Source organism: Sulfuricurvum sp. (genome assembly GCF_028710345.1).
Classification (GTDB): Bacteria; Campylobacterota; Campylobacteria; order Campylobacterales; family Sulfurimonadaceae; genus Sulfuricurvum.
This window is the reverse complement of the sequence record NZ_JAQTUH010000009.1, coordinates 35,345-48,483: the sequence shown is the minus strand read 5'-3', so window position 1 is coordinate 48,483 and position 13,139 is coordinate 35,345. Positions and strand designations below refer to the sequence as shown.

18 protein-coding genes are annotated in these 13,139 nt (G+C 35.9%); 12 read left to right on the top strand and 6 right to left on the bottom strand.

Features of this window, described 5'->3' with window-relative positions:
• Window positions 1-2: 2 nt before the first annotated feature.
• Both PHC76_RS11715 and PHC76_RS11710 read right to left on the bottom strand, forming a co-directional pair.
• Entirely contained in the window at window positions 3-2,237 is a 2,235-nt protein-coding gene (locus PHC76_RS11715; protein WP_300210147.1) for a replication initiation protein, read from the bottom strand.
• A gap of 768 nt (window positions 2,238-3,005) precedes the next feature.
• Window positions 3,006-3,287: an HU family DNA-binding protein gene (locus tag PHC76_RS11710; protein ID WP_299973392.1), complete on the bottom strand. Its 282-nt coding sequence runs from the start codon at window positions 3,285-3,287 to the stop codon at window positions 3,006-3,008.
• A gap of 143 nt (window positions 3,288-3,430) precedes the next feature.
• On the opposite strand from PHC76_RS11710, the gene PHC76_RS11705 reads away from it, so the two are divergent.
• Window positions 3,431-4,309, top strand: coding sequence for a radical SAM protein (locus PHC76_RS11705; protein ID WP_300210145.1), 879 nt, complete (start codon window positions 3,431-3,433; stop codon window positions 4,307-4,309).
• Window positions 4,310-4,374: 65 nt separating this feature from the next.
• Here PHC76_RS11705 and PHC76_RS11700 read toward each other — a convergent pair whose 3' ends face one another.
• Window positions 4,375-4,653, bottom strand: a complete 279-nt coding sequence (locus PHC76_RS11700) for a DUF4282 domain-containing protein (RefSeq protein WP_299973398.1) — start codon at window positions 4,651-4,653, stop codon at window positions 4,375-4,377.
• Window positions 4,650-4,889 (bottom strand): helix-turn-helix transcriptional regulator, encoded by a 240-nt coding sequence (locus PHC76_RS11695; RefSeq protein ID WP_299973401.1) that lies wholly within the window; start codon window positions 4,887-4,889, stop codon window positions 4,650-4,652. Before PHC76_RS11695 ends, PHC76_RS11700 begins: the two co-directional genes overlap by 4 nt.
• Before the next feature lie 303 nt (window positions 4,890-5,192).
• Here PHC76_RS11695 and PHC76_RS11690 point away from each other — a divergent pair, with 303 nt between their 5' ends.
• Genes PHC76_RS11690 through PHC76_RS11680 form a run of 3 tightly spaced genes read left to right on the top strand, consistent with a single transcriptional unit; the run spans window position 5,193 to window position 6,232 of the window.
• Window positions 5,193-5,489 carry a hypothetical protein gene (locus PHC76_RS11690; RefSeq protein WP_299973404.1) on the top strand — a complete coding sequence of 99 codons (297 nt, stop codon included), beginning with the start codon at window positions 5,193-5,195 and terminating at the stop codon, window positions 5,487-5,489.
• Window positions 5,476-6,012 (top strand): hypothetical protein, encoded by a 537-nt coding sequence (locus tag PHC76_RS11685; protein WP_299973406.1) that lies wholly within the window; start codon window positions 5,476-5,478, stop codon window positions 6,010-6,012. The genes PHC76_RS11690 and PHC76_RS11685 overlap by 14 nt, the downstream gene beginning before the upstream one ends.
• 7 nt (window positions 6,013-6,019) lie before the next feature.
• A complete protein-coding gene (locus PHC76_RS11680; RefSeq protein ID WP_299973408.1) occupies window positions 6,020-6,232 on the top strand; it encodes a molybdenum metabolism regulator in 213 nt (70 codons plus the stop codon).
• Between the two features lie 89 nt (window positions 6,233-6,321).
• On the opposite strand, the gene PHC76_RS11675 is transcribed toward PHC76_RS11680, so the two are convergent.
• A complete protein-coding gene (locus tag PHC76_RS11675; RefSeq protein ID WP_299973409.1) occupies window positions 6,322-6,567 on the bottom strand; it encodes a transcriptional regulator in 246 nt (81 codons plus the stop codon).
• A 139-nt stretch (window positions 6,568-6,706) separates the two neighbouring features.
• Between PHC76_RS11675 and PHC76_RS11670 the strand changes: the two genes are divergently transcribed.
• The 3 genes from PHC76_RS11670 (at window position 6,707) to PHC76_RS11660 (ending at window position 9,349) form a co-directional block, all read left to right on the top strand.
• Window positions 6,707-7,819 (top strand): hypothetical protein, encoded by a 1,113-nt coding sequence (locus tag PHC76_RS11670; RefSeq protein WP_299973411.1) that lies wholly within the window; start codon window positions 6,707-6,709, stop codon window positions 7,817-7,819.
• A 208-nt stretch (window positions 7,820-8,027) separates the two neighbouring features.
• Complete coding sequence (locus tag PHC76_RS11665) at window positions 8,028-8,723, top strand: hypothetical protein (protein ID WP_299973414.1); 696 nt, start codon at window positions 8,028-8,030, stop codon at window positions 8,721-8,723.
• Window positions 8,720-9,349 (top strand): hypothetical protein, encoded by a 630-nt coding sequence (locus PHC76_RS11660; protein ID WP_299973417.1) that lies wholly within the window; start codon window positions 8,720-8,722, stop codon window positions 9,347-9,349. The genes PHC76_RS11665 and PHC76_RS11660 overlap by 4 nt, the downstream gene beginning before the upstream one ends.
• A 244-nt stretch (window positions 9,350-9,593) precedes the next feature.
• Here the strand turns inward: PHC76_RS11660 and PHC76_RS11655 are convergent, their stop codons facing one another.
• A complete protein-coding gene (locus PHC76_RS11655) occupies window positions 9,594-10,151 on the bottom strand; it encodes a hypothetical protein (protein ID WP_300210142.1) in 558 nt (185 codons plus the stop codon).
• A gap of 158 nt (window positions 10,152-10,309) precedes the next feature.
• On the opposite strand from PHC76_RS11655, the gene PHC76_RS11650 reads away from it, so the two are divergent.
• From PHC76_RS11650 to PHC76_RS11630, 5 genes are all read left to right on the top strand, one after another.
• A complete protein-coding gene (locus PHC76_RS11650) occupies window positions 10,310-10,447 on the top strand; it encodes a hypothetical protein (protein ID WP_299973423.1) in 138 nt (45 codons plus the stop codon).
• Window positions 10,448-10,657: 210 nt separating this feature from the next.
• On the top strand, window positions 10,658-11,032 hold the full coding sequence (locus tag PHC76_RS11645) for a hypothetical protein (protein WP_300210139.1): 375 nt from the start codon (window positions 10,658-10,660) through the stop codon (window positions 11,030-11,032).
• Between the two features lie 22 nt (window positions 11,033-11,054).
• Entirely contained in the window at window positions 11,055-11,267 is a 213-nt protein-coding gene (locus PHC76_RS11640) for a hypothetical protein (protein WP_299973429.1), read from the top strand.
• A gap of 164 nt (window positions 11,268-11,431) precedes the next feature.
• Window positions 11,432-12,202, top strand: coding sequence for a type IV toxin-antitoxin system AbiEi family antitoxin domain-containing protein (locus PHC76_RS11635; protein ID WP_299973432.1), 771 nt, complete (start codon window positions 11,432-11,434; stop codon window positions 12,200-12,202).
• Window positions 12,195-13,109, top strand: coding sequence for a nucleotidyl transferase AbiEii/AbiGii toxin family protein (locus PHC76_RS11630; protein WP_299973435.1), 915 nt, complete (start codon window positions 12,195-12,197; stop codon window positions 13,107-13,109). The genes PHC76_RS11635 and PHC76_RS11630 overlap by 8 nt, the downstream gene beginning before the upstream one ends.
• Window positions 13,110-13,139: the final 30 nt, after the last annotated feature.

The following is a 13,139-nucleotide window of genomic DNA, read 5'->3' as shown; positions in this document are numbered from 1 at the left end:
TACTATTTTTCCATGTTTTTTAAATAATCAAATATATTACTATAGCCCGCATTTTGCATTTCGGCTAATAATTCTATATTGGATTCTCGTTTGATTCTTTTTTCTGTTTGCCAAGGGGCTTCTTTCGATTGTGCTTCATAAACACCTGATTCAATCTTTTTTGAAACAAACGAATTAACTTCATGGGTAATAGCTTCTTCAGACTCTCCACGATTTTGCATCATACTCATCAAAACTTTTATTTCTGGATCAGCTTTTATTTTTTGCAATAGACTCACATGTTCAACATTACAAACTTGTTCAATTTGTTCAAAGTGCTTAATAAACTTTGTAGGAGTTGTAATATTTTTTAGCCAGAATAGGGCGCTATCATTACCACTCGTTAAAAATTTTATTACATTTCCAACGGCAGCTTCTCCGTATTCTTCAACCAAATCATCTACTGCACTCGTCCATTTTTCTTTATTTTTAGCAATCGATCGATTCCCAATTACGTTCATAATGTTTTCGAGCTTTTCAAACAGATTTATTTGCATAGGTTGTAAGGTCGATATATTATCTGCATGGATTTCAGATACGACATCTGCTTCTAGGGCAGGGGAGAGATTATCAAAATACTCAATCCCAAATACTTTACAAAATCTCTCTTTATGTTCAGGAGAATCAAACAAAAAGCGTTCGGTTGATGTCAAATACGGTTCAATAGTTGTTTTCATTGAATCAAAATTATTTTCAGCAATAACGATAGATCTTTTTTCGGTTAGCTTAAACGAGATTGGCAATATAGAGGCGATGAGATCTTTTTCTTCTTCATGTGAAGTAAAAAATGAGAGGGTAGGACCTAAAAATCCTCTTGGAATTAAATAGCTACTACGAATGAACTCAAGTGATTCAATTGCATTTGATCCAACAAACGATGTCTCATCGCGCTCCATAATATTCATGTATTTTCGGTCATAGAAATATTTTTCTGCTAATGTTTCATCTCTCTCTATAAGACCTTCAAGTTCTTCAGCATCTTCGAGATTTTGAAGATGCTCTTTTATCATCTCTTCTTTTGTTTTATTGAGATAATTAAAACTACCGTCATTAATCATCCCTCTGACTTTCTCATATAACGCTTTTAATCCCCCTTGAGCACGCTGAGAGCCAAGAGAGAGTAGGGCACAGTAGTATTCAAATGAATAAAGTATGAAATCGTCTATATCTTCGTCTCTAATCCCTTGTAGAATTTTTTTATCGTGTGTACTGATAACGAATTTGATCGTATCAATAGAGCGACCTTTTTTCTTATCGACTTCCCATGAAATCGTTGTCCCTAACTCGCTGTTAATTTTATCCAACGAAGGCGTCATAAGACGTTGTAAAAAGAGACGAAAGAGTTTGTAATTGGTATTAAATTTCTTTTGCAGGTATTCAAATGTTAAGTCTCTTCCTGATACAAAAATATTGCCTGAAATATAATCTACCAGCAATTCATAAAGGCGTGTCGCGTTAGGTGTTTCTACTTTAAGATAGGAATCAAGATGATATTTCAAGAAATTTTTATTTAAAAAGAGAACCATTGAAAGCATCTCTTTTTCGAGTTTAATTTCAATTGCGGCATTGTCACCGTGAGAATACTCGGAGTAGGGGAATAAAACACCGGTAACTTCTTTATCTACTATTTTTCCTGATTTTGTATCAAACTTTTTTTCTGACCAATTATTAAATCGCTGTTGAATTTTCTTAACATCCTGATAAAGTCTATCTTTATGCCCGCCACCATGAACTTTTGCATAATCAAATATACTTTTAGCATCAAATTTGAACATAAGTTCATTGTCTGCAACCGATTCTTTGATCGTTATTCTCCATGCTTCTTTCTCTGCTAAACGATCTATACTCTTTTTTTTAAGCTCATAACTTTTTTCAGCTTCATCACTAAGACGATCAAGCGGTTTTGATTTATCTTTTTTGCGAACGTCTTTAATATAATTTTCAATATAGATATCTTTATACTCTGTACACAATGAAGCTGTAAGTTGTTTAGAGGATGATTCAATCTGCTTTTGACGAGCCATATCAAATAATTGATCTTGTACCCCCTTGAGAATTGTGGCACTTAATCTTTCTACAGAGCCGGAATTTTTAGCATCATCACGTAATACGACATCGGCACTTGCAAATTCGGTAGATTTACGGAAATATTCATCTTTCTCATTTTTTCGAAATATGATCACTTTCTCATCAGCCATTAAAAACAGTCCTCACAAAGATTTTTTATTCATTAAGCAAACTATGTTCCATAAACGAAACAAGTTTTTTAGCTAAACGTAACAATACTGCGGTGTATTTGAAACAATAAGGCTTTGGATATGATACAGCAAAGTCTGATTGGTAACAAATTCATCAATAAAATGGATTTAAATGTTTTTTATTTTTTAATAGTTTAAAAATAGTTACAAATTTTATTAGTTAGGTGAAATCCCCGAAACATCGTATTTAAAGGACTTTAAAGCGGTTTTAGAGTAACAATTTTGCCAATAAAACGTAACACTTATGCGTCATTGAAGTAGTGCTATGCCAGTAAAACGAAAGCAAATAGCGCTTAAACGTAACAATCATGTCAGTTAAAAAGACAATAGCGTCAGACTACTACTGTGTGTAACAACTTTGCGTATATTTTGTCCGCAATGTTGTTACGTTAATGCTTTAATGTAACATTCGTGTCAATAATTATCCAACTTACCCACATATAACAGCTACTAAAGGGCACGAAATTACAAAATTAGTCTATATGCTGTGGTTATACTGAAAAATAGCGCACGTTTGTTACGTTATTTAGTAAACGTAACAACTTTGTCAATAATATATTCGCTAAATTGTTACGATTGCCAACGAAAAAAATTGATTAATCAAATTTACATCTTGTATATATAAAAAAATGATTTCGTTGATGATGGACTGAATATGTGTTTTAGAAAAGAATAGGAGGTCTACAAAGTGGGGAGATGCAGCGGGAATTACTTCCCAGCTACTTTCTCTTTAAGAACTGAACTTGCAGTGAACTTTGCAACCGTAGTAGCGGGCTTGCTGTAGGTTTTGTCTGTACCAGGAACTTTACCTTCTTTAGCGGCTTGAGTAGCAGTTTTAAAGATTCCAAATCCAGGAAGTGCTACATCTTCTTTTTGTGAGAGAGCTTCTGTAATCGCTGATGTAACGGCATCAATTGCTGCATCTGCTGCTGCTTTAGATGAATACTCACCGTGTTTTTGAACCAGTTCAACAAATTGAGCTTTATTCATGGGGTTCCTTTGGAGATAAATTTGGGTGGGATTATAGCATGGCTGTAGCGCAAATCCCACAAAATAGGCACATCTAGAACAATTATAAAGAATAATATGATTATAAAAGCCTCTCTCAAGCAATGAAACGTAACAATCTTGCCATGATTAACTATTCATTCCCACTTTATCGTCCCCCAGCCGAAGCTGACAACATAATCCTTCAAGCGACATTCGGCTGTTCTCACAACCGATGCACCTATTGCAGTATGTATAAGAGCAAACGTTTTACGATTCGTCCGATCGAAGAACTTAAAGAGGAGATAGGTATCCTCTCTTATCGCTATCCAGATGCCAATAAGGTATTTTTAGCCGATGGTGACGCACTATCACTTTTCATTGAACATCTCGCAAAGTTGTTACGTTTACTCAAAGAGGCGTTTTCTCGTCTTAGTCGTGTTTCGTTGTATACGACGGCGCAGAACTTTTTGGAAAAAAGTGTTGATGAACTGAAATTTCTAAGGGCAGGGGGGCTGAGTCTGGGTTACTTTGGGATCGAAACCGGTAATGATGAACTTTTAGAGAAAATCGATAAAGGGGTTAATTCCTCTAAAATGATTGAAGCACTCACCAAAGCCCACGAAGCAGGTATAAAAATATCCTCTACCGTGATACTTGGACTTGGGGGATTAGAGCATACTCATGAGCATATCCGCGATACTATCAAACTCATCAATGCCGCACCGATGACCTATCTATCTACTTTGCAGCTAGGGTTGGAAGAGGGGAGTGTTGAGAGATTTCGTAGGTCATTTAATGCCTTCACCCCATTAAATGACCACCAGATCCTACAAGAACAGAGACATCTACTCTCAGAGTTAAACCCGCCGCAAAAGATTATCTTCCGCTCAAACCACGCTTCCAATGCGCTGCATCTCTCAGGAACGCTTCCTAAAAACACCTCAAGAATGATTGATGAAATCAACGAAGCGCTTAGAATAGGGGAGGGGGCAATGGTCCCTAAAAGGTTTCGGGGATTTTAAGAAAATACTCTATAAGGTGAAATACTCAATAAAATAGTAAATAATTTGTAATCTATATTAGCTCATTAACCTGCCAAATGATATAAGTACTCTCTCATCTGAAAATAGCCGATTAACATCTCAAACAGCATACGCCACATAATTTCAAACCCGAGTAATAAAATAATGAAACCAAGAATGAGTCTTGAGGCTGTAATGGGGAAAGTTTGCGTTAGTGCGTCAGTGAGTTTTATGACCCAGTTACGTTTAACCCAAAGGATGAGAGGGAATATAAGTGCTCCGATGTAATAGAAGACAATCAGTACAGGAATTGAGATAAACGATTCGAAGGTTAAATAATTCACTTGGATTTTTTGTCCATTACTTCACATACACCGCTCTCTTTAATAGCCTCTTTGATTTTTTTGCAGTGTTGATTTTCAATATAGAGAGCTAACCACGACTCAACCCAATAGGGGATCTCTCTATCTTCATTCCCCCAGTTTGAAATCGTACCGCCGGTTGTCCCTAATATCTCGGCAAACTCTTTTTTACTGAGTCCGGCAGTTTTGAGTAAAATATTGAATGCGTGTTTGTCCATAGGTTCTCTAATACTTATTTGTTTGTAAAATTCTATCTAAATCACCTCAAATGTTTACTATGGAGGTATGATTATCTTATATGTTTACTAAATATAAATATAGATAATCAAATGTTTACTTATTAAAAATAGCATCCCGCTATACTGACTACTTTGCAAAATGCCATAAATTTACATATAAGTAATAAATAATGCTTTAATATAATCATATAAGTATATTTACCGTTGACATTGTTTATATATAAGTATATAATAGCTTTAAATATAAACATTTGTTTATTTATTTCACGATAAAGGGAGTATGTGTCATTAATTCACAATGAAATCATTCAACTGAGTGCACTCTACTGGGTGCTGAGTATGCTGATGGTTCTTGTCACATTGAGCCATCGCAAGCAAATCGTCTGGATAGGGATCGTGTCGGTGGGTTTGATGGTGTATGCAGGATGGAGCATGGGGATGAAATGGGTATTGGTGGGAAGTTTCCTATGTATGGCAGCAGCCATGGTATTTAGTTTCACAGCAATAGTCAAACAAAGCCGTGAATGCATAAACGAGTTAAAAAATCGTAAAGAGGAGAATAAAAATGAATCACTTTGATATGGATATGGTGGCTATAGTTGGATTGATATTTTTGATGGGGGTGCTCGTATTCACCTTTCTTAAAGAGATGCTCATGCCGTTGATCGGATTGTTTTTAGTGGTAGTGATGGTGTGGGGTGATGATATTTGTAGTCGAAACGATAGGGTGAGCTTTTATGGAGATCACTTTGATAGAGGTGGAGAGATTATCTGCAAAGAGGATAATGCTAATCCGTTGCTACTATCTCAAAGCCAAGGGTGGGAACATAAAGGGGAATATCTCTTCAAAGGTAGCAGAGGTATCGATCTCCTTAATGATCATTGTGAGATTATTGGCAAAAGTGAGCCGCACTGTATACCGCTATCGGTACAGATTATCATAGGTGTCTTCTCTTTGGTTGCTCTGTTTGGATGGATGGCTTGGATGTTTGCACGAATGGATAAACGTCGCCACCAAAAGGATGAATCCAATAAGGATCTACACACCCATCCAAAGTCAGTGGAGCAGATCGATGAAGATGATCATGACACGCAGCGTTAAGGGGAGGATGCGCTACTACACCTTGGAACTGATCCCCAATCTGTTTGGGGAGTGGCTGTTGATACGGACCTATGGTTCAACCCTTCGGCTTAAACCAACTGGGGTGATTTGCGAGCTGTACAATGATGCCCATCAAGCCACATCTGCCTATGAGCAATGGGTAAAGGCGAAGCATAATAAGGGGTATTGTTCTTGGAGGTGTAATTTGATAGAGAAATGAAAAACGTATTCGTGATAGGAAAGAATTACACGCTGATGAACAAGGAGCATAACGCAATGAAGTAGTAATATCAGACTGTAGGTTTAGGTCTATAGGGGTGGGAGCATCTCGTGGATTCCAAGATTCCACTCTTTGGCTAAGATCACCAAATGGGCAAGATTGTAATTGGCTTGGTTTTGACGAAGCTCAATACGCGCAACAAACGAAGTGGAGTTGTGGCCAAGAATATTAGCCAGTTTAAGCTGACTAATTTTACGCTCTTTACGTAATGTTTTGACATGCTGTGTTAAGGCATCATAATACGCTTTAACAACCAAATGTTCTTCTTTGGACATATCAACCATCGCTCACTATAAGATGATTGATTTTAATTAAATTGACCATCTAATAACAATCACTATTAAGTGAGTAAAAAGAAAAGGGCAGTTATAATTTAGACACATTTAATAGATAGCTTAACTTAGGAGAAGTTTGATGAAGAGATTAAGTTTAATTGGGGTGGCAGCAGCCATAGTTATTTTATCGGGTTGTGCCAATCTAGTAGGTGTCAACGATAGTGAAAGGTTTGCAATAAGTGAATCTTTAAAAGAAAAATATTTTAAAACTCCTGAAGAAAAAGCATGTGTAAATCAAAATCTTTATAGATATAAGTTAGATTTAGAGAAAAATAAATTGCCTGAAAATAAAAGAAACTTTATTTTATTGATTAAGAATGACCTAAAATGGATGGTAAATCATTATAAATCAATACTAGAAGAAGAACGAGCAAAATACAATAAGCTAAATTTAGAATTTCAAAAGTTGACAACAAATGAAACAATAGAGGCAGAAAAATATGTAGATGTGGATGGAATATCAGCAAAAGATTTTTTTTATTCAACAAAACCAGATCTTTCAAAAACCCCAAAAGAGTATGATAAAAAACTTAAGTATAAAAATGAGGTTCTTGCAGGAGAACGAGTTGTATTAGATATAAATTTAACAGATTTTTTAAGTTATGATGACTCAACATCCTTGGCTTGGGTTAATATTCCAATTCAAGTTATTGACGGAAATGCCATTTTGGCAACAGTAGAGAAAGTAGAAAATATCAACAATCAAGCTCCAAAATTGGAAGGCTTTAGTCAGGCTGGCTTTAAGGTATTTTATAGTTATCATGAATACAATGCAATCGCTATACTGTACAACAAAGAACAACGAACACCATTGCCAATTATTGGAAAACTTTTTAAAGCTTCAATTCCAATGGATAAAAAAACTTATTTATTTGAAAAAGATTTTTTAAAATTAAGAATGATTATTACTTCTGACTTGAGTAGCCAGCTAATTCGAACTGAACCATATAACACTCAGGTGAATCGAGGTGTAGTAAATTCAGATGTTGATATATCACATTCATTAATTGTAAAGCCAATGAAGATGTTTATTGTAAACAAAAAAAATCGTCAAATTTATGGCGAATGGATTGCTCCGAATAGTGAACAATTTAAAAGAGATATTAAAGAAATGGAAAACTCAATAAAGCTTAGTCAAGAACTTCTTCAAAAAGAAGAAAATTCAATGGAATGTCTGAATAAATTTGATTAAAAAATAAAATAATTTATATCAATATTATAATTTTATCACATACATAAGATATGAAAGAGTCATATCAATACAAATTCCATTGCATGAATCTTGAACAATACCCTCAACGATTTGAAGATACATAAGTGTCTGAGATGCTAGAACGTATGTCTGGAACAATCAGTGGAATGTAGTATATAATTTAAAAACAACGGGAGAAAAAAGAGTCATGACAAAATTTGTATCGGTGTTATTAATAACCACATCGATCCTAAATGCGGGATATGATATGGCATTTGCCAAAGCATCAAAAGAGATAAAAATAGGAAAGCCAAAATCGGTAAAAGTCACTTACGTGATGCATGATATGCTCAAAAAGGACTTTGAGGATTCCATGTTAAAAGCACTTCACAATAAAGGAATTCAGATTGATAATAAGGCTACAGTTGATATTGAAATAGTCCCTGTCCGTTTTGCATCTATGAAAAAAATGGGAGTAAAATATTGGGATGCCCTTACTCCATCACCGCTCAGCAAGTGGGAACCGCCTCAAGACGCTAATCAAACCATACTTGCATCCAAGCCTAATGAAAACCTCTCAGGGTCTGCAAAAAAAACGTTTCTTAATGGTGTGTCTCAAGCTGGCTCGCAAGGCACATATTCTACTCTTGCACAAGGGGTTGGAAATATGGTGACGGTGGGGCTTATTAATGTAGGACTGGGGATGATTGGAAATGGGATTGACAATTTATGGACTTCATCTGACAAACATATCATGATAAGTGATGTTGTGATTAACGGTGAACGAACACGCATATTTGCCATGCTGAAGGATGGGAGCGTTATTAGTGTGGATGAGGCAATAGAGGTGCTCTCAAAGTTGACGGCAGATAAAATTGTTGCTATGCTAGGGGGAAACAAATGAATTCAGTAATAAAAATATTTATGTCATCGATATTTGCGATCCTAATATTAACAGGATGCGGAACAAAGGATATTGAAATCTCCGAAATGCATCCAGCATATGCAAAAAAGTACAGTAAATATGATCATTATTATAGTTTTTATAATAAAAATGGGAATTCTGATTTTGATATTCGTCAAACCATTGCTGCTGCTGCTCTTGAGGGTAAAAAGCGGGGGTATAAATATTTTGTGATGGGGACAGATCATGGTAGTATGACAGGAGTGTTCGCATTAAATAATTTTATGGGTTCACCTATCACTAATGCAGATGAGGTTATTGGATATTGTAATCAGGAGTTGTTTGGAAAAAAACGACCAAATTGTTGGGATAGCTCAAGAGATCCAAAGGTGTCAATTAGTGTTACTTATACTAATGAGCGCTCAGCGGATTATTTAGTATGGGACATAGAGGAAACTTTGAACGATCCAAGTATTAAAGGCTCACCAACTAAGTATGAACTATTTCCTATAGACTATTACTGTAATGGACAATTTTTAAAATCCCCGACTGAAGAATGTATTCTCGATGAGGTGCACAAAGAGGCTCCTGTGTTTTTGTTGCCAGCTACGACAAAAGCAAATTAATATAACATCGATTTTAAAGCATTTGTTTGTTTTAAAGTGGTGTAAAAGACAGTTGTAAGTATTAGCAGATACTAGTACGTCTCCTTCTTTCCCACCCTTCTCTTTGGTAAACAGTACTCCTTTTTCGGTTCCGGTGATAGTGTAAGCTTCCCCTCAATTCGCGCTCCACCTTCATGCTGTATTGTGGCAGCAAGATGATGATCTGAATGGTATTTTTCAGAGCCATTTTCAATCAATGAGCCTGCTAGTTCAGTGGAGTTCCAGATATTGACATGGCCATATAGACAATTACTGCAATCATCAAAGCAATCGCAAAGATATTTCCAAAAGCACTAAAAATATTATGCCAATCTTGGCGTGATAATGTTCCTGCCCAAAGTAATTGTAATGATGCATAAATTCCAATCAACAATTGTGCTGTACCAAGATGCCCCCATTGGAACGTCAAAGTTTGTTCACCTACGACAGATTCATTAGCGATATGCAAAAAACCATACGATTGCAAAAAGAGATACAGAAATATCCATGCAAGCTTTGGTGCCGATGAGACAAAGATATGGGTAAACGAACCACCCCCTTCATACGCAACCGAACCGTATACCCCCGTTTTGAAGTTAGGGAGAATATTGAACGACGTGATTCGTAATGTAGAAATGGCACCAATATGAAATGGTTTTGAGACGAGATTAAACACAAGCCCTATTGCAATCGAAATGAGTGCGGCAAGTAAATGCAAAAGCTCGTGTAAAAAAGTTCCGGGCAAAAAGAAAAAAGCGTGTGTGAAATTTTGAATGAATCGCAAAGAATTCTCCTTGTTCAAATTTAGATTCTCGGATTGTACTCAAAAGATTTTCCAATGTTGTGAAAAAAGTTGGGGCTATCGTGGAACATTCGCTTGATAGAATACAGCTGAGATTGAGCAGTAGCCAATAAATCTGAAAAACGAAGTAGCGGAGCACAATGAAAATACAAGTTGTAGGTATGCGTGTAGAAGCCTGCCGGATGAGTGGACCAAGCAATGGAGATAAAAATGGATTTTTGCGGAACTTCTCTCAACGTGCGCGCGCGAGTGATAAGAGCAGTGATGGCACTTTTTGAATTTTCATATTTTTTAAAAAGTGCCATCACTAAGGGAGAATAGGCACTTACGTTCATAAAAAGTGCCATCACTGCGCGCGCAGTAATGAGAAAAAAGTGCCATCACTGCACAATTTTAAGATTTATTACCGCGTGACTTTTTCAAGTGAACAAATAGGGTGCGTTTACGAAGATACCGAAGTGAATGAATAAAAAATAGGGAGAAAAATAGTGACTGATTTTACTAATTTGAGCGATGAAATAGCAGAGATTTTAAAGGGTAATTTTGAATCCGAATCAGTGGAAAAAGAGGATGAAATTTCAGACGTTTCTGAAGATCGCAGAGAGCAGATTTTATCGATAGTGGATGTTTCAAATATGAACACAGAAGAGTATAACGTGTTCATGGATTATGGTATTGCAAATGCAGTAAATATTTTTCATAAATCTACTGGAAAAGTACCTGAGCGTTCAGTGGTATTAGAGGTTGTTTCTAATGCACTTAGTATGGCAGTTGTTATCTACAATATTGATATTGCAAAAGAGGCAAAAGCAGCCTTTCGTACTCACTATGGCTGGAAGGTTAGGCAGGTGATTACGGACTGATTTTGAGTATATAGATGGGTTGATGAAACGAACGGTAAAAGATGATTATGAGGGGATCGATGGTATTCACAGAGAGTATTTCATAGGATTGTATGAAAACGCACACAAAGCAATAAAGAAAATATTAGAACTGACAAATGCTGTCGGGGCAGGGCGGCGTTCGCATAATCTATTAAGAAGGCTGGCTAAAGATGTTCGGTATAGGTATGCGACCGATAACCGGGAGAGATATTGATGCAATGATTAGAGGGAGAGATCCTTATGAATGTAATTTTTGACAAATTTATAAATAAATTCATAGTTCGTATAAATGGATATTTATAAACTTTTGGTTTATCAAATAAAAATAATTATAACTATTGCTTTCTTTGGTTCATAAAATATGTTAAAATATCAACCATGAGTTTACAAACCGATAATAAACTAAAAAAACTATCTGAATTGTTACCCGAAGGTGTTGTTGCACCATCTTCTTGGCTGAGTAAACAGGGTTATTCGCCACAGTTGGTATATAAGTATGTACAAAACGGATGGCTTATGAAAATAGGGCATGGTGCTTTTAGTAAACCTGAGAGCAGGGTAGAGTGGAAAGGGGCAGTATTAGCACTGCAACGATTATCCAATCTTCCTTTTTATGTTGGAGGAATCACTGCCCTAAATTTACAAGGGTATGCCCATTATCTCCCAATGGGAAATAAAAAACAGCTTTATATTTATGGAAACGACACTCATCCTGCATGGATAAAATATATTCAATTATCTGAAACAATACGATTTTATAAAAAGCCATATTTTGGAGAAAGCGGATTAAAAAAAATTCCATCAGGAATAAGAGATTGGGAATTAATCATCTCATCGCCTGAAAGAGCCATAATGGAAGTGCTCTATCTAGTAGAAAAAGAGGGAATAACTTTTCAATATGTCTCGGAGCTGTTTGAAGGCTTAAGTACATTACGTCCCTCCTTGGTGAGCGAGCTATTAAAAATATGTGACAGTATAAAAGTGAAACGCTTATTTCTATTTTTATCCCGACATTACAATCATCCATGGAATGAGTATCTTGAAATCGAAGGCATCGATTTGGGAAAAGGTAAATTGCAGATAGTAAAAGACGGGGTATTCGATAAAAACTTTTTAATAACGGTGCCAAAGGAATTTAACCATGGATAATACAAACATCTATTTTAAACAAGTACAGCTGCTTTTGGAAGCAATACCTTTTATTAATAAAGAAGTATGCTTTGCTCTTAAAGGGGGAACCGCTATTAATATGTTTGTTCGTGACATGCCAAGGTTATCCGTCGATATTGATTTGATGTATTTGCCGATCGAAGATCGTAACATAAGTTTAAAAAATATTGCTAATGCATTTGAACGCATAGCTGTTGATATTGAACGAACACTTCGAGGCAGTAAAGTTCATCGAATTTACCAACGCTCCAAAGAAGAGCTCTCCAAGCTTCAAGTAGAACGAAATGGTGTAAGAATAAAAATTGAGACTTCTCCTGTAATGAGAGGAACCGTTATGGATATAACACAACGAAGGGTTAGCCCTAAAGTCGAGGAATTTTTTGGATTTGCAAAAACAGGAGTAGTCCATCTTGATGATTTGTATGCTGGAAAACTTTGTGCTGCATTAGACCGTCAACATCCAAGAGATTTTTTTGACGTACGGGGATTACTCAACAATGAGGGAATTACCGATTCGTTGATGGATGTGTTCATGGTTTATTTAATCAGCAGTAATCAACCGATCTCAAAACTACTTCGTCCGAATTTCATTGATTTGAAACAAATTTTTGAAGATCAATTTGTAGGAATGACGGTAGAGCCGATAGATCTTGATTTGATTGTAGCCACACGAGAAGAGCTTGTCAAAACAATTCATGCGAAATTGAATGACCGACATAGGGAGTTTTTAATTGGTGTAAAAAAAGGTGAACCTGATTGGCGCTTGTTACCATTTGAAAATATTTCTGAATTGCCTTCGGTCAAATGGAAATTGATTAATCTCGATAAAATGAGCAAGAGTGATCGGATTGATGCTGTTGATAAGTTAATAAGAGCACTTAAATAATTTGCTTCCAAATTAAATTATATTGAAAAT